At 63.8% G+C, this 17,976-nt stretch carries 13 protein-coding genes; 7 read left to right on the top strand and 6 right to left on the bottom strand.

The window, feature by feature from the left end; all coding sequences use genetic code 11:
- The 3 genes from ABI660_RS19510 to ABI660_RS19500 all read right to left on the bottom strand — a co-directional run.
- On the bottom strand, window positions 1-1,345 hold a 1,345-nt coding region (locus ABI660_RS19510; protein ID WP_348071210.1), incomplete at its 3' end, for a histidine kinase.
- Window positions 1,342-2,073, bottom strand: a complete 732-nt coding sequence (locus ABI660_RS19505; protein WP_348071208.1) for a response regulator transcription factor — start codon at window positions 2,071-2,073, stop codon at window positions 1,342-1,344. The genes ABI660_RS19510 and ABI660_RS19505, both read right to left, overlap by 4 nt.
- A gap of 264 nt (window positions 2,074-2,337) precedes the next feature.
- Window positions 2,338-3,765: a MipA/OmpV family protein gene (locus ABI660_RS19500; protein WP_348071206.1), complete on the bottom strand. Its 1,428-nt coding sequence runs from the start codon at window positions 3,763-3,765 to the stop codon at window positions 2,338-2,340.
- A 281-nt stretch (window positions 3,766-4,046) separates the two neighbouring features.
- On the opposite strand from ABI660_RS19500, the gene ABI660_RS19495 reads away from it, so the two are divergent.
- Genes ABI660_RS19495 through ABI660_RS19485 form a run of 3 tightly spaced genes read left to right on the top strand, consistent with a single transcriptional unit; the run spans window position 4,047 to window position 6,772 of the window.
- On the top strand, window positions 4,047-4,322 hold the full coding sequence (locus ABI660_RS19495; protein WP_348071204.1) for a DUF4242 domain-containing protein: 276 nt from the start codon (window positions 4,047-4,049) through the stop codon (window positions 4,320-4,322).
- A gap of 9 nt (window positions 4,323-4,331) precedes the next feature.
- Window positions 4,332-6,230, top strand: a complete 1,899-nt coding sequence (locus ABI660_RS19490; protein ID WP_348071202.1) for a BTAD domain-containing putative transcriptional regulator — start codon at window positions 4,332-4,334, stop codon at window positions 6,228-6,230.
- On the top strand, window positions 6,227-6,772 hold the full coding sequence (locus tag ABI660_RS19485) for a DUF2917 domain-containing protein (RefSeq protein ID WP_348071200.1): 546 nt from the start codon (window positions 6,227-6,229) through the stop codon (window positions 6,770-6,772). The genes ABI660_RS19490 and ABI660_RS19485 overlap by 4 nt, the downstream gene beginning before the upstream one ends.
- A 66-nt stretch (window positions 6,773-6,838) precedes the next feature.
- Here the strand turns inward: ABI660_RS19485 and ssb are convergent, their stop codons facing one another.
- A complete protein-coding gene (gene ssb, locus ABI660_RS19480) occupies window positions 6,839-7,342 on the bottom strand; it encodes a single-stranded DNA-binding protein (protein WP_348071198.1) in 504 nt (167 codons plus the stop codon).
- 154 nt (window positions 7,343-7,496) lie between these two features.
- On the opposite strand from ssb, the gene ABI660_RS19475 reads away from it, so the two are divergent.
- On the top strand, window positions 7,497-8,852 hold the full coding sequence (locus ABI660_RS19475) for a chloride channel protein (RefSeq protein ID WP_348071196.1): 1,356 nt from the start codon (window positions 7,497-7,499) through the stop codon (window positions 8,850-8,852).
- Window positions 8,853-8,865: 13 nt separating this feature from the next.
- Here the strand turns inward: ABI660_RS19475 and ABI660_RS19470 are convergent, their stop codons facing one another.
- The gene (locus tag ABI660_RS19470; RefSeq protein WP_348071216.1) at window positions 8,866-10,056 is read right to left on the bottom strand and encodes an MFS transporter; all 1,191 of its coding nucleotides are present in this window, start codon (window positions 10,054-10,056) and stop codon (window positions 8,866-8,868) included.
- Window positions 10,057-10,632: 576 nt separating this feature from the next.
- Here ABI660_RS19470 and uvrA point away from each other — a divergent pair.
- Window positions 10,633-13,605, top strand: coding sequence for an excinuclease ABC subunit UvrA (gene uvrA, locus ABI660_RS19465; RefSeq protein WP_348071214.1), 2,973 nt, complete (start codon window positions 10,633-10,635; stop codon window positions 13,603-13,605).
- A gap of 44 nt (window positions 13,606-13,649) precedes the next feature.
- Here uvrA and ABI660_RS19460 read toward each other — a convergent pair whose 3' ends face one another.
- The gene (locus tag ABI660_RS19460) at window positions 13,650-15,566 is read right to left on the bottom strand and encodes a sigma-54-dependent Fis family transcriptional regulator (RefSeq protein WP_348071194.1); all 1,917 of its coding nucleotides are present in this window, start codon (window positions 15,564-15,566) and stop codon (window positions 13,650-13,652) included.
- A gap of 279 nt (window positions 15,567-15,845) precedes the next feature.
- On the opposite strand from ABI660_RS19460, the gene adh reads away from it, so the two are divergent.
- Both adh and ABI660_RS19450 read left to right on the top strand, forming a co-directional pair.
- Window positions 15,846-17,366, top strand: a complete 1,521-nt coding sequence (adh, locus tag ABI660_RS19455) for an aldehyde dehydrogenase (protein ID WP_348071192.1) — start codon at window positions 15,846-15,848, stop codon at window positions 17,364-17,366.
- Window positions 17,367-17,495: 129 nt separating this feature from the next.
- A partial coding sequence (locus ABI660_RS19450; protein WP_348071212.1) for an iron-containing alcohol dehydrogenase occupies window positions 17,496-17,976 on the top strand: 481 nt, incomplete at its 3' end.

The following is a 17,976-nucleotide window of genomic DNA, read 5'->3' as shown; positions in this document are numbered from 1 at the left end:
TCAGGTGGGCGCCCACGCCGTCATGCATGTCGCGCAGGATGCGGGTGCGCTCGCTGACCCGCTCCTGCTCGCGCGCCAGCTGCTCGACCTGAAGATAGGTCTGGCCGAGCTCCTGCTCTTTCTGTGCGATACGGCTGGACAGGTTGTCCATCAGGTCGGTGGCCTGGACGCTCACCGCTCTAAAGCGCCGGATCACGATGTAGCCCAGGACCAGCCCGAACAGGACCGAGCTGTAGCGGATCCAGGTGTTGTCCACATAACTGCCGCTGATGCGTATGGCGACCCAGTCGCGCACGCCCATCAGCACGTTCAATGAGCCCGCAATGGCGACCATCAACCACTCTGCGTTGCGCTGGCGGATGGCACCCCAGAGATAAACCGCCGTATAGACGATGAACAGCACATTGACCATTCCCAGCCAAGCCGTCAGGTACACCGGCTCGCGCAGTGCAAACGACAGGGAAGAAGCCACGATGGAGCTTGCAAAAAGCGCGCTCAAACCGCCGCGCACCCAAGGCATGCTGGCATGTTTGTGCCAGCCAGCCACGTGATGGCAAAAAAGGGCAATGCAGCAAAACCACCCGGCGAAGGATGCCGTTACCACCACGCCCCACGCTGGCCAGGCCAGCAGGGGCTGCTCAATGGCCACATCCCCAACCCGCAGGGCCCAGAAGATTTCGGCCAGCCCGGCGAACAGATAAACCGGTTCGCGCCGGTTGCCCCGCACCGGATCAGGCTGCGACACCCAGAGCGCCATCGCAATCCCGCCGACCAGCAGGCTGAAAATCAGCACGCCCATGGAGGCAGCGACCCGCCAGTTAAATGCCGTCACATACAGTGCACGCGCCTGGCTCTCCGGGCCGATCACCAGGGTCGATAGCCCCCCCCGCCGGCCACCGTCGGCGTGGATGCGGATGCGCAGGACGTTCTGCGTCCCAAGCAACCGGGTCGGCAACGCGATGTATTGCGGGGCCTTGGCGTAGTCTCCGGTATTGGGCCGTCCCGGATCGCCAAAACGTGCCAGCAAGGCATCGTTCAGCCAGATTTCCGCCGTGTTGCCAATGCGCTGGAAATACACGCCGTACGGCTCCGTCTCCACCACTGCCAGGGAAAATGGCATTTCAAAAACAGCATCGCCAGGCTGCCCCTTGTGATGGCGGTCCCAGTGGTAGGGCAAGGCCACGTTTTCCCGTACGGGAAGGGTGCCCTGCACCGTGACCACGGCCCGGGCCTCGCGCAACTCCAGTACCTGTGCCTGCGCGTGCGCCGCGGCCAGCCCCAGCACGTAAAAGACCACCCCGCACAACAAACTGCGATAAAGCAGGCGCGGGCGATGGCGATTCAAGGCGCGGTCACCGACGATGACGGTGGTTGCAGCAAACCCAGCCGGGTCGCTTCATACACCGCCTCGCTCTTGGAGTGGACGGCCAGCTTGGTATACAGGTTCTTGATATGCGACTGGATGGTGTGCACGCTCACACCCTTGAGTTTTGAAATTTCCGCATAGGAAAATCCACGCGCAATCAGCTCCAGCACTTCCTGCTCACGCACCGACAGCAGCGTCCGGCCGCCTGGCATGTCTTCCGCGACGCTGGCCACGGCCTGGGGTTTGGGAGCTGCGACCTCCCGCTCACCGGCGTGCAGGGCTCGGTATTTGGCCAGCACCCGGCGCGCAATCATGGGCGAAATCGGCGAGGCGCCGGCCTTCATCTCGAGGATGGTGTGCGCGATGTTATCGGGCGTGAAGTCTTTCTGGATATAACCGAGCGCGCCGGCCTCCACGCTCGACAGCACGCTGTCTTCATCGCCAAACATCGAAATCACCAGCGCCTCGCACCGGGGCTGCACCCGCCCGGCCAGCCGGATCAGGTCCAGCCCGTTGCCGTCGGGCAGGGCCAGGTCGGTCAACAGGATGTCGATGGCCTGAGCCGTGTCTTCAATCAGCGCCCGGGCCTCCTCGAAAGTGCCGACACCGGCGACCAGGCGCAGCTCCGCGCAGCGCGACACGCTGTCCGCAAAAAAGTCCCGCGTGGGAACGTCGTCTTCAACAATCAGTACGCGCCAGAAGGGCATGGATCAGGTCTTTGGCAGTGGCTGCAGGCAGCCCGATGATAAGTGCAGCTGCATGGAATGCAGGCGCGGCAAAGCGGCCCCGGGGGCCAGGTGCCACTTTTAACGCTAGCCCGGCCTGGCGCAATCCCCCGTTTATGGGGCGGGCCAAGGCCTGGATCCGGCCCACACGCGAAAATTGAGTGCCTTTTTGGCCTCCGGCCCTTTAGGGACGGGCGCCACCAGCTAGTATTTCAATAGCAAAACAAACGGTGAAACCAGCCCTTGCTACAACACCGTCTCGATGTAGGTATAGATGTAGTTGGAGCCGCCGTTGACATTGCCCAGCAGGCGCGAGGCGCCGAATATCCCGGAGCGGTGGGAAACGCCAAAACCAAGGTAAGTGTCCTTCAGTGCGCGCGAACCCAGCAGATCGCCCACGCTGAAGTCGATGCTCGGGTCCAGATAGTTCAGCAGCCGCGAGGTCTGGCGTCCGCGCGCCGCCTGGCTGCTGGACTCGGCGTAAGGTACACGTTGCGCGAGCGAGACGCCAACGCCCAGGCCGAGCCGGGTTTTGACCTTGTCGCTCCAGGGAAAGCCGTAGTAATAAGCCTTCATGAAAGCATCCAGCTGCAGCCCGTTGGGCGCCAGCCCGCGGTCGTCGTGCTGCAGCACGCCGAGATAACCCACCACGTCCAGCGGCCAGCCGTTGAGCTGCTCGATGAAAGGCTTGCCAATCTGCACGCCGGCGATGCGCGTCGAATTCACCTGGGCCGTCGAAGCGCAGGTCAGTGTGATGATCTTGGCCAGGTGGCAGCCGTCTTCCGTCGATTTGCCGTAGAGGACCTTCAGGTAAGTCGGCGAGGTTTCCTGCGCCCACTGCCCCTTGTAGGTTCCGAAGTCGTAAGCGGCGCCGAGGAACACCCCGGTCTGCGCCGACTTTCCAACAATCGGGCTGGCCTTGACCCCGCCGTCCTGCACGGTCCGGGTGATGCCGCCCAGCAAGCGCCAGCCCTCGCTCAGTTCATAGGTTCCGTACAGGCCCAGGGTGGTGTTGATGCCGCTGCCGGGCTCGTAGGCAGGCCGGGTGGCCGTCGCCTCGCCGGGCCGCACGCCGTAGTAATAGTTGTTCAGCCTGGCGTTACGCGCCGACACTGTCAGGCTGGGTCGCAGCGCCAGCCGCCCGGAGCGCCAGTCGTAGCTGTAAGACAAGCGCAGTTCGCTGCCCCTTGAAAACCTGCTGGCATCCTGCAGGTACTCGGCCTGCAGCGTGCCCCAGGGCTGGCGGTAGCGATAAGACACCCCGGCGTCCAGGCCGGAGCCGCGCTCGGCCATGCCGGCCAGGCTGGGAGGAAGGCGGTCGTCGGCATACCCTTCGAAGCGTTGGTCCAGAAAAAGATCGACGCGCTGCGTCTCTTCGTCCAGCAGCTTCAGCCCGGCACGGCTGCCGTGCAGGAACACACGTTTGCCTTCATAGAGGTAAAGCGGCAGCAGGTCATACCGCGTGCCGCCGCCAACGTAAGGCGACTGCTCGGCGCGAATGGCGAAACCCAGGCCCGCGCTGCCGGGTGCACTCAGCAGGTCGCTCAGCGGGTCGGTGTTGGCGTGCGCCGTCGTCGAAGCAAGCCCTGCGGCGCCCAGCACGACGGTACCCAGAAAATGGCACAGGTCAGTCCGGCGCGCGCCTGTATTTTTTGGTTCAAGGTGGGGGTTCATCGCGGCGTCCTCGGTTGGCAGGTTGTCATCCTAGCCAACAAAGCTCCGCGGAAACCGCGCGTGCCTGAAAACGGGGCCGGCGCCTACAGCATGCCAAGGCTGCGGTTGACAAACGCGTTGTTAAAATCCGGCGGCCTTCCGGTTGGCAGAGCTCGGGGCGCTGGCTCTGGGTCCGGCCGCCTGGCCGCAAATGCGCCCGTCGTGCAGACGTCTTTGCTCACACGCCCGCTCACACGTACACTGCCTAAGCTCGGGTCTCCACTTACTTAAAGGAGCCTGTCATGCCGAAATTTGTCATCGAACGCGAGATCCCCGGACTGGGCGCGTTGAAAGCCGCCGAACTCCAGTCGGTCTCCCGGAAATCGTGCGATGTGCTGCAAAGCCTTGGCACCGATGTTCAATGGGTCCAGAGTTACCTCACGGGCGACAAGATGTACTGCATCTACAACGCCGCCAGTGAGGACCTGGTCCGTGAACATGCGCGCAAGGGAGGCTTTCCCGCCAACGCAGTCAGCCGGATCACGGGAATCATCGATCCCACGACGGCTGAAGCCTGAGACGATGCCATGAACGTACAAGCCCTGACGAACAAGCAGACTTCGGGGCTGGCCATCTATCTTCTCGGCACGCCGCGGGTGGAGCGGGACGGACAGCCATTGCCGACCCCACGTGGCCACAAGGTATGGGGCCTGCTCGCCTACCTCGTTTGCCGCGATTCTCCTGTGAGCCGCAAGCATCTGGCCGGCCTGATGTTCGAGGACGCAGAGGATCCGTTGGCTGCACTGCGCTGGAATCTGAGCGAACTGCGGCGACTGGTGGGCAACGCGGAGCTGCGCGGTGATCAGCTGATGCTGGCACTCGAGCCGGCGACTTACATCGACGTCAAGGTCGTGGCTGTGGGCGCCTGGGCGCAAGCGCTGGGTGTCGCTGGGCTCGATCATGAGCTGCTGGAGGGAATGAGCTTCCCGGTCAGCCCCGCATTCGAAATCTGGCTTGCCACGGAACGGCGCCACCTTCAGGCCACGGCAGAAGCCGTGCTTCGCGAAGCCTCGCTGGCCCGCATGGCCACCGGAGCGCTGGTCGAAGCAACAAAACTCGCCAGCCGTCTCGTGCGCCGAAACCCTCTGGACGAGAACTACCAGGCCTTGCTGGTACGCAGCCTGGCCGCCTCGGGCGATGGTGTTGGCGCTGCCAGGCAAGCAGCGGCATGCCGCGAACTTTTCCTGCGGGAGCTGGGCGTGCTGCCGGGCGCGGCGATTGATGCCGCCATGCGCACGGTCACCGATTCGCCGACTGCGCGGCCGGCGACCGGTCGCGCCGCCGTTATTGCGCAACTGGAAGCCGGGGAAGCGGCGATTGGCGCCGGCGTTCTGGATGCCGGTCTGCAATGTTTGCGACGCGCCATCGTTGAAGCCGACGCCGTCGGAGAGGAAACCCTGCGCGTGCGTACACGGGTCGCCCTGGGTGGCGCCCTGGTTCATGCCGCGAGGGGCCGTGACGAGGAAGGTGCCATGGCCTTGCACGAAGCCCTTGCAATAGGCCAGGATGCGGCCGCCTTGCGTGAACTCGCTTACGTGGAGTTTCTGGGCGGCCGTTACGAACGCGCATTCGGCTGGCTGCAAAAGGCCACACCGCTTGCCCATGAGGACAGTGCCGAGCAGGCCAGGATCGCAACGGTCCAGGGCGCGGCGCTCAGCGACACCGCGCACTATGCGGCGGCCATCTCGACGCTACGCGAAGCCGAGCGGCTCGCCGGCTTTGCCGGAGACAGCAAGCAGATCAGTTACGCACTGTCCATGCTGGGACGCGCATTCCTCCTGCAGGGCGACTTTGAAGCCGCGCGCGAAGTCCTGGACCGTTCCGTCATGCTGGCCCAGCAAGGCTGGACCGCTTTTGTACCCTGGCCCCAGTCGCTGCGGGCCGAGGTGGACCTGGCCTGTGGCGATCTGGTCGCCGCTTCAGAACGCTTTGAACATGCGTTTGCGCTTGGATGCCAGATCGGTGACCCTTGCTGGCAGGGCATCGCCGGCAGGGGCCTAGGGCGCGTCGCCATCGCCCGCGGCGAGCCGCAGCGCGCACTGGAAATCCTCGTCGACGCCGTGGAACGCTGTCTGGTGCTGCCGGATGCCTATCTTTGGGGCAAGGGCCACGCGCTCGACGCTTTGTGCGACCTGGCGGTCACGCAGGCCAGGTCCCAGGCGTCGGCCTGGATCAATGAGCTGCAAAACCTGGCCGCACGCAGCGGCATGCGCGAACTCACGGTACGCGCCTACCTTCACCGGCAAACACTCGGGGACAACGCAAGCGGGGCAGCGGCCCGATTGCTGGCACAGCAGATCGACAATCCCGCCTTGCATGTGCTGGTCGAGTCCGGCCTTCGCCGTCCAGAAAGAGACAGCGCTGAACGCGAAGCCGTTCATCCTTTCAAGCCGGCGATGCCCTTGCCTGCCGGGAGGCGGGCATGAACGACCTTGCGCTTCATGTGCTGGACGCTGGCAGCGACGCCCGCGCCCTGTCCGGTTGCTGGAAACTGGGCGAGAGGCAGGCGCTGACGCTGAGGCCCAACCGGGCGGGCGTGCTGCGCATTGCGCACGGACGCGTCTGGATCACCTTTGACCATGTCCGTCCCGATGACACCGTGCGCGGTGGTGACCATTTTCTGGACGCCGGAGACATCCTCAAGCTGCAGCCTGGCCAGGCACTGGTGATGGAGTCCTGGAGCGCAGGGCAGCACAACGCGGCCTACTTCAGCTGGGACCCCTTGCCGGCATGCGAAGGCGTGATCCTCAGCACGCGTCCCCACCGGGTTCTCGCCACTGCTCCGCAGTGGCGCGCCAGCGTGCATCAACCCCTGCGGGACTTGCGGCTGGCCCTGGTGCTGACCGGCTCTGCCCTGGCCCGCCTGGCGGCGGGGCTGGTGGTGGCCCTGGTTGGCGCGCTGCTCTCGCTGGCGCCGCGTTCTGTAATGAACGCCGCAGCACTACGCAGTCGCCCTAGGGGAGAGTAGCCACCGTATGGATATCCGTTCGGGCGGCCGCCGAGCCCGTGACGGCAAGCGGGCCGCTTTTCCGTTTCAGAACGGGATGTCGTCGTCCATGTCATCAAAGCCGCTGGCGGCCTTGGTGGGCGCAGGAGCGCGCGGCGCAGGAGCCGGAGCGGCGCGCGGGGCGGCGGCCGGCGGACGCGAATACGAGCGCTCGCCGCCCTCATCACCACCATCGTTGCCGCCCGGGCCGCCCATGCCTTCGCGGCTGCCCAGCATCTGCATTTCACTGGCAATGATGTCGGTCGCGTATTTCTCGACGCCGTCCTTGTCGGTGTACTTGCGGGTTTTCAGGCGCCCTTCGATGTAAACCGAGCGGCCCTTCTTGAGGTATTCACCGACGATTTCCGCCTGGCGACCGAAAAAGCTGATGCGGTGCCATTCGGTCTCTTCGACCATTTCACCGGCCTTGTTCTTGTATTTGCTGCTGGTAGCCAGCGCGATGTTGGCCACCGCGTCACCGCTGGGCATGTAACGCACTTCAGGGTCGCGGCCCAGGTTGCCGACAAGGATGACTTTATTGACTGATGCCATGGGTGCCGCCTCTTGATGTGATGGAATCGGAATCGGGAGAGTTCGAAAAGGCACCCCAAGGCGCCGCAAGCACAATTGTGCCGCATTCTGCGCGGCCCCCCACGCCTTGTGCGGCAAGGGCGGCGCATCTTCAATGTCACAATAAACTGTCGCCATGGACCACCGCGAACCCAACTTTCTCGAGAACCTGCAAGCCGAATTTTCCAACGGGCGGCTGTGGTTTGACCGCGGCGTCGTGCTGGTCTATGCCGTGGCCGCGGGCCTCTTCGTCGTGGCCTTCACCTTGCTCAGTGAATGGGCTTTCAGCCTGTTTGAACACCTCCACACCTACAACCGCTGGATCCTGCTGGTGTGGACGCCGGCCCTGACAGCCGCCATCGTCTGGCTCACGCGCCGCCATTTTCCCGGGGCCAGCGGTTCAGGCATTCCGCAGGTGATGGCGGCGCTGGACCCGGCGCTGCCGGAGCACGAACGGCGCCGTTTCGTCTCCTTGCGCCTTTCACTGGCGAAAATCGGCCTGTCTTCGGCCGGCTTGATGGCCGGACTGTCGATAGGTCGCGAAGGCCCCTCCGTCCAGGTGGCTGCCGGTGTGATGCAGCATGCGCGGCGATGGCTGAGACCGGACTCCAGCATGAGCAACCATGCCCTGCTGGTGGCCGGAGGCGCGGCCGGCATCGCCGCGGCATTCAACGCGCCGCTCGCCGGGGTGGTGTTTGCTATCGAGGAGTTGTCGCGCAAGCTGGAGTCGCGCAACAGCGGCCTGATCATCACGGCCATCGTCCTGGCCGGCCTGATGGGGGTGTCCGCCTTCGGCAACGTGACCTATTTCGGCGTGATCCGCGTCCCGGTGCTGGGCTGGGCGGCACTGTGGCCGGGCCTGGCGGTAGCACTGAGCTGCGGCGTGCTCGGCGGCCTGTTTGCCCGGCTGCTCGCAGCTTCGCTGACCGGCTCCCCGGAACGCTTCAATCTGTGGCGCAGCCGTTATCCGGTGCGTTTCGCCGCAGCTGGCGGCCTGGCAATCGCCGTGATCGGGCTTGTCAGCGGCGGCTCTACCCTGGGCGCGGGTTCGCATGCCGTCACGCAAATGCTGGCGGGCGAAACCTCGGTGCCGTCCCTGTTTGTGCTGCTCAAGTTTGTAGCCACCTGGCTGGCTGCCTGGTGCGGCGTACCGGGCGGCATCTTTGCACCCGCCCTTTCCATCGGTGCAGGTGTGGGGCACAACATCGCTGCATTGACCAGCCCCGACATCAGCGCCGCCCTGATCGCCATGGGGATGGCCGCTTTTCTGGCTGCTGTCACCCAGGCGCCGCTGACGGCATTCATCATCGTGATGGAGATGGTGGACGGCCGCGCCATGGTGCTCAGCCTGATGATGGCGGCAATGCTCGCCAGCCTGGTCTCGCGCATGATCAGCCGACCGCTCTACGCCGCGCTGTCTGACCATATGCTGAATCAGCTCGCACCGACCCCGGCGTCGGCTGCCGCGCCAGACAAGCAGGCCGGGCCGTGACGCGCGCCGCAAGTCAGACCGGCGCGATCGCCATGCGCTTGCCGGGCGCATGCATCGGCCACGCGATCAGCAGCCACAGCAGCATCAGACCGCCGCAGGCCGCAAACACGGCTTGCGCACCAGCGGCCTTGGCCAGCCACCCGCCCAGCGCACCGCCGGCAAAAAAACCAAGCGACTGCAGCGTGTTGTAAACGCCTAGCGCTGCACCGCGCGAATGGGCGGGTGCCACGCGCGAGGCCAGGCTGGGTTGGGAGGCTTCGAGAATGTTGAAACCGCAAAAAAACAGGAACAGCAGTGCGCCCAGCCCGGTCACCGATGAGCCGCCCTGCAGGGTCGCCGCCATCAGTCCGAACTGGACCAGCGCAATCAATGCCACCGCAGCCAGGAAAACGCCGCGCAGATAACCGCGCTTTTCGAGCGGAAACAGCGTCAAGCCCATCACCAGGAAAGACGCCAGCACTGCCGGCAGGTAGACCTGCCAGTGTTGGGCCTTGTCCAGGCCGGCCTGGACCAGCAGCGCGGGCACGGCGATCCACATCGCCAGTTGCACCGCATGCAACACAAACACGCCAAGGTCCAGCCGCAACAGGGCGGGATGCTTTAGCACCTCAGCCAGACTGCCGCGCGCCCGTTCCACATGTTGCACGGGCTCGGACGGCACCCACCAGATCACAACCGCAATGCCGGCCAGCGCCAGCGCGCCAATGACCATAAAAAGGCCATCCAGCCCAACTCTCGCGGCCAGCAGCGGGGCCAGCACCAGCGACAGGGCAAACATCAGGCCAATCCCGGTGCCCACCAGCGCCATGGCCTTGGTACGCACTTCGTCGCGCGTGGAGTCGGCCAGCAACGCGGTCACGGCTGCTGAAATGGCGCCAGCGCCCTGCAGCGCGCGGCCGGCGATGAGCCAGGTCAAATCCGGCGCCCAGGCGGCAACAAAGCTGCCCAGCGCAAACACAAGCAAACCGGCCACGATCACTTTCTTGCGGCCCAGCCAGTCCGACGCCATGCCGAAGGGAATCTGCAGAATGCCCTGCGTCAGCCCATAAATGCCCATGGCCAGGCCAACGCGGGCCGGGTCGTCACCGCCGGGGTAACGGGCCGCCTCCAGCGCAAACACCGGCAACACCAGGAACAAGCCCAGCATGCGCAGCGCAAAAATCGCCGCCAGCGAAGCACTGGCGCGACGCTCAACGGGCGTCATAGAGGAAGAAGGCAAGGCGGGACGGGCTGGGGACACGGCAAATAGAGGTTGTTCAAACACGCGCCGCATAACCTACGGCCGAATGCTTATTGTCTTTGAATTGGCCCCCGCCCTCGGAAGGCTCTCAAGTACAGGGCGCAGGCCCGGCTTCTTGAGCGACAAAGAACATGGAAACGCGCCGCTTCCGGGACAACCCCGCCAATGATCTGGAGATTGGTCACCAAGCCCATGTGGCCCGGGCCGCCGCGGAAGAAGGGCTATTGATTTTTAAAGCGCGAGCGCAGCGCAGAGGCGAGTACAAACTCGGCTGGCACGCGGTAGCCCTACCGTCGCGCCAGGGGTCGCAGCGTGCGCGCTCTCCCCACACAACCAGTCCCAGCCGCCCTCCGGGTCTGAGCACGCGCCGCATTGGAGCTCGGGAAGCTAAAAAGTCCGCACGCGTCTATGATGGAGGGTTTTGCGGCGCCCTATACAGTGAACTCTCCCAACGACGGCAAATACCTCGCTCCAGCGGCTATAGACGGCAAGCAGGTGGCAGAACCCGATCCGGGCCGCTACCTGGCGCTGAGTCTGGCCATGCAGCGCATCAGCATTCGCGGTGCGCGCACGCACAACCTCAAGAACATCGACCTCGACATCCCGCGCAACCAGCTGGTGGTGATCACCGGGCTGAGCGGTTCGGGCAAGTCCAGCCTGGCTTTCGACACTCTGTATGCGGAAGGCCAGCGGCGTTACGTGGAAAGCCTGAGCACTTATGCGCGGCAGTTCCTGCAGCTGATGGACAAGCCCGATGTGGACATGATCGAAGGCCTGTCGCCGGCGATTTCCATCGAGCAGAAAGCCACCTCGCACAACCCACGCTCCACCGTGGGAACGGTGACCGAAATCCACGACTACCTGCGCCTGCTGTTTGCGCGCGCCGGCACGCCCTACTGCCCCGACCACGACCTGCCGCTGCAGGCGCAAAGTGTCAGCGAGATGGTGGACCATGTGCTGGCCCTGCCGGAAGACACCAAGCTGATGATCCTGGCGCCCGTCGCGCGTGAACGCAAGGGCGAGTTCATCGACGTGTTCGCGGAAATGCAGGCTCACGGCTATGTGCGTTTTCGCGTTGACGGCACGGCCTATGAGTTCGACGAGCTGCCGAAGCTGAAAAAGGCCGAGAAGCACAACATCGACGTGGTGATCGACCGGCTCAAGGTGCGGCCCGACATGCAGCAGCGCCTGGCGGAAAGTTTTGAGGCCGCGCTGCGCCTGGCCGACGGGAAAGCGCTGGCGATGGAAATGGACTCGGGCAAGGAACATTTGTTCAGCGCGAAGTTTTCCTGCCCGGTCTGTAGCTACTCGCTCAGCGAGATGGAGCCGCGGCTGTTTTCCTTCAACTCGCCGGTGGGCGCTTGTCCGAGCTGCGACGGCCTGGGCCACATGGAGTTTTTCGACCCGGAACGTGTGGTGGCCTTCCCTTCGCTAAGCCTGGCCAGCGGCGCCGTCAAAGGCTGGGACAGGCGCAATGGCTACTACTTCTCCATGCTGGAGAGCCTGGCCAAACACTACAAGTTCGACATCGACACGGCTTTTGAAAACCTGCCCGCCGAGGTGCAACAGGTCGTGCTGCATGGTTCGGGCGAGGAAGAAATCAAGTTCAGCTATGTGATGGACTCGGGTAACTTTGCCGGCAAGAAAATCAACAAGAAGCATCCTTTCGAGGGCGTGATCACCAATTTTGAACGTCGTTATCGCGAGACCGACTCGGCCGCGGTGCGTGAAGAACTGGCGCGCTACCGCAGCCTGCAGCCCTGCCCCGACTGCGGGGGCACGCGCCTGCGCAACGAAGCGCGCCATGTTTACCTGGTCAGCGCACCTCGGGCCGACGGCACACCCGGCGGACGAAAGGCGATTTACGAGATCAGCAGCGTCACCCTGCGCGAATCTTTCGACTACTTTAACGCGCTGGCCATGGAAGGCGCGAAAGCCGAGATTGCCGGCAAGGTGGTGCGCGAAATCGGCCTGCGCCTGAAGTTCCTCAACGACGTGGGCCTGAACTACCTTAGCCTGGACCGCAGCGCGGAGACGCTCTCCGGCGGCGAGTCGCAGCGCATCCGGCTGGCGTCCCAGATCGGCTCGGGGCTGACCGGTGTGATGTATGTGCTGGACGAACCCAGCATTGGCTTGCACCAGCGCGACAACGACCGACTCATCGGCACGCTCAAACACCTGCGTGATATCGGCAACAGCGTGCTGGTGGTCGAGCACGACGAAGACATGATCCGCGCAGCCGACCACGTCATCGACATGGGTCCGGGCGCAGGCATTCATGGCGGGCGCGTGATGGCGCAGGGCAGCTACGAGGACGTGCTGGCCAACCCGGATTCGCTGACTGGCAAGTACCTGGCACAGGTCCTGAAAATTGCGGTTCCCAAACGCCGTACACCGTGGCTGCCAACGGTGGTCAAGGCCCCTTATCGCGACCCGAAGAAACCATCGAAATTTGCGCCCAGCGCGGCAGGCGTCAAGCGCGCCGCGCGCGAGGCCGAACACTTGCGTACGCAAGGCGACATGCAAGCCATCAAGGTTGTCAACGCCAGCGGCCACAACCTCAAAAACGTCAGTGTCGATTTTCCGGTGGGCCTGTTGACCTGCGTGACAGGTGTGTCGGGTTCGGGCAAGTCGACGCTGGTGAACGACACACTTTACGCCGCGGTCGCGCGCACGCTGTACCGCGCCCACGAAGAGCCGGCGGCGCATGAAGCGATTGAGGGCATCGAGCATTTCGACAAGGTCATCAACGTCGACCAGTCACCCATCGGCCGCACGCCACGCAGCAACCCGGCCACCTACACCGGCCTGTTCACGCCGATCCGCGAACTGATGGCCGAAATGAACACGGCGCGCGAGCGCGGCTATGGTCCGGGGCGCTTTTCCTTCAACGTGGCGGGCGGTCGCTGCGAGGCCTGCCAGGGCGATGGCGTGGTCAAGGTCGAGATGCACTTTTTGCCGGACGTGTATGTGCCCTGCGACGTCTGCAAGGGCATGCGCTACAACCGCGAAACGCTGGAGGTGCAGTACAAGGGCAAGAACATTGCCCAGGTGCTGGACCTCACGGTGGAAGACGCCGCCGAGTTTTTCAAGGCGGTGCCGGTAATAGCGCGCAAGCTGCACACGCTGCTCGACGTTGGCCTGAGTTACATCAAGCTCGGCCAGGCCGCAACCACGCTGTCAGGCGGCGAGGCGCAGCGCGTCAAGCTCGCGCTCGAGCTTTCCAAGCGTGACACCGGCCGCACGCTCTACATCCTGGACGAGCCGACCACCGGCCTGCACTTTGCCGATATCGACTTGCTGCTCAAGGTGCTGCACCAGCTGCGCGATGCGGGCAATACGATTGTCGTGATCGAGCACAACCTCGACGTGATCAAAACTGCTGACTGGCTGATCGACATGGGCCCGGAAGGCGGCGCCGGTGGCGGCAGCGTGGTTGGCGTGGGCACACCCGAGGACATCGCGGCCAATCCGGAAAGCCACACCGGACGCTATCTAAAGCGGCTGCTGTAAAGCGGCGGCGCTCGCCCGCCCACGGCCAAACGCTTTGCCCGTACTCAGGCGTTGAGCTTGCGGTAAAGCGTTTGCCGGCTGATCCCGAGGCGCCGGGCCGCTTGCGAGATGTTTCCGCAGCTGCTTTCCATCGCCTGCCGGATGGCCACGCGGGACAGCTCCTGGAGGTTGTGTGACGGGTCATCGAAGGCCGGGAGCAGCGCCGGCTGCGCCAAGACGCCAAGCTCTTCCCGCATGTCATCCGGCAAATGCTGCCAGTCGATATATTCCTCGTGCGGGTCCAGCATGGCGCTGGCGGTGCGCAGCACGCTGGCGTATTGACGCAGGTTGCCGGGCCATGCATGCCGGCTCAATTGCGCCATCAGATCAGGCACGAGACGGATGTCGCTTTCGGGGTTGAAACTGGCCAGCAGGCGCTCGGTCAACACGCCAAAATCGCTGCGCTCGCGCAGGGGTGGCAATTGCACAGCCAGGCCGTTGATACGGTAGTAGAGATCGCTGCGGAAGCGACCCTCGTCGGCTTCTTCGCGCAGATTCCGGTGAGTGGCGCAGATCAGGGTGAAATCGACTTCGACCGGCCGGCCACCACCAAGCGGCGTGACCTGCCGCTCCTGCAACACACGCAACAGGCGACTTTGCATGCCCTGTGGCATGTCGCCAACTTCATCCAGAAAAAGTGTGCCCCCGTGTGCTTCTCGCAAGCGGCCCACGCTGCCCTCGCGACGCGCACCGGTAAACGCGCCCGGCGCGTAGCCGAACAATTCCGCTTCAATGAGGTTTTCCGGCACAGCGGCACAATTGATGGCCACGAAAGGGCCGTCACGACGGGGGCCGCTGTCGTGCGCGGCGCGCGCGAAAAACTCCTTGCCCACGCCGGACTCACCCTGGATCAGCAAGGGGATGGGTTTGCCAGCCACGCGCCGGACTTTCCGGGCGGCCTCCCTCCACTGCAGATCGCCCGTATCGAGGCGGGCCAGCGCATCCGGCTGCATGGTTCCGGTCGTGTCCGTACCAGACGCCGGAACAGCAGCCAGTGCTGGTTGCTCCGCGTACACCTGCGCAAAAAGCGTGTTGCCATTGAGCAGGCGCACCTGCGTCGGTTGACCCGGACGGCGTTTGTGACGGGACAGCAGTTCGTCGAGGCGCACGTCGATTGCCCGGGCCAGCGGCGTGGCGCCGAGGTCGGACCAACCCAGATGCAGCAGGTCCAGCCCCTTGCGGTTCGCGCCGACAATCCAGCCGTCCTCCGAAAGGGCGATGATGCCTTCGGCCACGGTGCCTATGCCTTCCAGTTGCGCATGAAGGTGCAGGCGGATGTTCCGCCGGCAGGCAGAAATGAGCAGCCGGTTTTCGATCATGCATGCCGCTGTGCTGACCAGGCCCAGGGTGTAGGGATGCCGGCCGCGCTGGTCTCCGGACAGGTCGAGAATCCCCATCAATTCGCCGCTGGCAGATTTGATGGGCGCGGCAGCACAGGTGAGAAACCCGTTGCGCTCCAGAAAGTGCTCGCTGCCGTGAACCTCCACCCCGCTGGCTTCGGCCAGCGCCGTGCCAATGGCATTGGTGCCGCGGTGCTGCTCGTGCCATGAGGCACCAGACGTCAGCGCAGCACGTGCGGCCTTATCGAGAAAGTCGGCGTCGCCCAACGTGTTGATCAACATGCCCCGCGAGTCGGCCAGCACCACCATGCTCTGGCTGTGCCGCACCTGTTCGAAGAGGTACTCCATCACTGGCAGGGAATGGGCGAGCAGTTCATGGCTGCAAGCCAGGGCATGGCTCAGATGGCCTGCGCTGGCGTGTTCCGTCTCGGCCAATCGGTCCGTCGGCGACAGGCCGGCTTCCAGGCTGCGCCGCCACGAACGGGCGAGCCGTTCGTCGATGCTGCCGGAGGGGCAGTCGCCGTATTCCAGCAAATGCAGGCGCGCCTGGCGCAATGCCAATGCGGGTGATGGTGTTCGCACCTTGTCTCCTGACGGAGTGGTATCCGTTCCTGATCAAGTGTAGCGAGATGACTGTCCGGCGCAATGGCCGCGGACCGGCCCACCTGTACCGTTTTGGTACAGGTGTCGCAAGGTGGAACGTTGCATGGATCAGGAGGCACTTTGCCCGTGTTGCCAAAAGCTGTTTTGAATCAACGCTCTGACGCTTTACACGGCACTGGCACGGGACTTGAGATGAAGTCCGGGCCCGTTCCGGGTCACTTTGATCAATCGCAAACAACCACGAAATCAGGAGACAAGATGCTTTACCCAGCCCCTGGCGCCGCCGGCGCCAAAATTGCCTACAAGGCCCGCTACGACAACTTCATCGGCGGCAAATTCGTCGCCCCGGTCGAGGGCGCTTACTTTGACGTCATCACCCCGATCACCGGCAAGCCCTACACCCAGGCGGCACGCTCAGGCGCCAAAGATGTTGAGCTGGCCCTGGACGCGGCCCACGCAGCTGCAGAGGCATGGGGTAAAACCTCGCCCACCGAACGCTCGAACATCCTGCTGAAAATTGCCGACCGCCTGGAAGCCAACCTCGAACTGCTGGCCTATGCGGAGACAGTGGACAACGGCAAACCCATCCGTGAAACACTGAACGCCGACATCCCACTCACCGTCGACCACTTCCGCTACTTTGCCGGCTGCGTGCGCGCACAGGAAGGCGCCCTTTCCGACATCGACGGTGACACGGTGGCCTACCACTTTCACGAGCCCCTGGGCGTGGTCGGCCAGATCATTCCCTGGAACTTCCCAATCCTGATGGCCGCCTGGAAACTGGCCCCCGCGATTGGCGCCGGCAACTGCGTCGTGCTCAAGCCGGCGGAATCCACACCCATCAGCATTCTGGTCATGGCCGAGCTGATCGCCGACCTGTTGCCGCCCGGCGTGCTCAACATCGTCAATGGTTATGGCCGTGAAGCCGGCATGCCGCTGGCCAACAGCAAACGCATTGCCAAGATTGCGTTCACGGGATCCACCGCCACTGGCCGCCTGATTGCACAGGCCGCGGCCGGCAACCTGATTCCCGCCACGCTGGAGCTTGGCGGCAAGTCACCCAACATCTTTTTCGCCGATGTCATGGACAAGGACGACGGCTTTCTGGACAAGGCCATCGAAGGCATGGTGCTTTTTGCCTTCAACCAGGGCGAGGTGTGCACCTGCCCTTCGCGTGCGCTGATTCACGAATCCATTTACGACAAATTCATGGCGCGCGTGCTCAAACGCGTAGCAGCCATCACGCAGGGCAATCCGCTGGATACCGACACCATGATGGGCGCGCAGGCTTCCAAAGAGCAAATGACCAAAATCATGGGCTATATGGATGTGGGCAAGCAGGAAGGGGCAGAACTGCTCATCGGCGGCAAGCAAGCGCACCTGGGTGGCGATCTTGAAAGCGGCTACTACGTGCAGCCCACGCTGTTCAAGGGCAACAACAAGATGCGGATTTTCCAGGAAGAAATTTTCGGGCCGGTGCTGGCCGTGACCACCTTCAAGGATGAAGCCGAAGCGCTGGCGATTGCCAATGACACGCTGTATGGCCTGGGCGCCGGCGTCTGGAGCCGCGACGGCAATGTGGCTTACCGCATGGGCCGCGCCATCAAGGCCGGCCGCGTCTGGACCAACTGCTACCACGCCTACCCGGCGCACGCCTCCTTCGGCGGCTACAAGGAATCGGGGATAGGCCGCGAGACCCACAAAGTCATGCTTGACCACTACCAGCAGACCAAGAATCTCCTGGTCAGCTACAGCGAAAGCAAGCTCGGCTTTTTCTGATCGAGGGGAACAAGGCAGTAGCCTGGAAGCTACCGTCCGGCGGGCACGGGTCTCCGTTGGCATCGTCATCTCCCTTGCCCCCCGGGTTCAGGGGCAAGGTTTTTCACTGATTCCATCCACAGGAGACGCATCATGTCCACCACTTTTTTCATGCCTTCCGTCAACATCATGGGAGCAGGCTGCTTGCAGGAAGCCGTTTTGGCCATTCGCGGCCACGGTTTTCGCAAGGCACTCATCGTCACGGACACTGTCCTCAGCAAGCTGGGGGTTGCGGCCCGTATCCAGTCGCTGCTGGCGGCGCAGGAGATCCAGTCCGAAGTGTTCGACGGTACCCAGCCCAACCCGACGGTTGCCAACGTCAAGGCCGGCCTGGCCCAGTTGAAAGAACACAAGTGCGATTTCGTCATTTCCCTGGGCGGGGGGTCTCCGCATGACTGCGCCAAAGGCATTGCACTGTGCGCGGCCAATGGCGGGCAGATTTCCGACTATGAGGGGGTAGACCGCTCGGCCAAACCGCAGTTGCCGCTGGTGGCGATCAACACCACCGCCGGTACAGCCAGCGAAATGACCCGCTTTTGCATCATCACCGATGAAGAGCGGCACATCAAAA

Source organism: Polaromonas sp. (assembly GCF_039930745.1).
GTDB lineage: Bacteria > Pseudomonadota > Gammaproteobacteria > Burkholderiales > Burkholderiaceae_C > Polaromonas.
This window is presented reverse-complemented; position numbering and strand designations above follow the sequence as displayed.

What these genes read in the sequence shown, in the direction of transcription:
- ABI660_RS19495 (WP_348071204.1), top strand. Translation starts at nt 4,047, where the DNA reads ATGCCGAAATTTGTCATCGAACGCGAGATCCCCGGACTGGGCGCGTTG.
- uvrA (WP_348071214.1), top strand. Translation starts at nt 10,633, where the DNA reads ATGCAGCGCATCAGCATTCGCGGTGCGCGCACGCACAACCTCAAGAAC.
- ABI660_RS19475 (WP_348071196.1), top strand. Translation starts at nt 7,497, where the DNA reads ATGGACCACCGCGAACCCAACTTTCTCGAGAACCTGCAAGCCGAATTT.
- ABI660_RS19500 (WP_348071206.1), bottom strand. Translation starts at nt 3,765, where the DNA reads ATGAACCCCCACCTTGAACCAAAAAATACAGGCGCGCGCCGGACTGAC.
- ABI660_RS19490 (WP_348071202.1), top strand. Translation starts at nt 4,332, where the DNA reads ATGAACGTACAAGCCCTGACGAACAAGCAGACTTCGGGGCTGGCCATC.
- ssb (WP_348071198.1), bottom strand. Translation starts at nt 7,342, where the DNA reads ATGGCATCAGTCAATAAAGTCATCCTTGTCGGCAACCTGGGCCGCGAC.
- adh (WP_348071192.1), top strand. Translation starts at nt 15,846, where the DNA reads ATGCTTTACCCAGCCCCTGGCGCCGCCGGCGCCAAAATTGCCTACAAG.
- ABI660_RS19470 (WP_348071216.1), bottom strand. Translation starts at nt 10,056, where the DNA reads ATGACGCCCGTTGAGCGTCGCGCCAGTGCTTCGCTGGCGGCGATTTTT.
- ABI660_RS19505 (WP_348071208.1), bottom strand. Translation starts at nt 2,073, where the DNA reads ATGCCCTTCTGGCGCGTACTGATTGTTGAAGACGACGTTCCCACGCGG.
- ABI660_RS19485 (WP_348071200.1), top strand. Translation starts at nt 6,227, where the DNA reads ATGAACGACCTTGCGCTTCATGTGCTGGACGCTGGCAGCGACGCCCGC.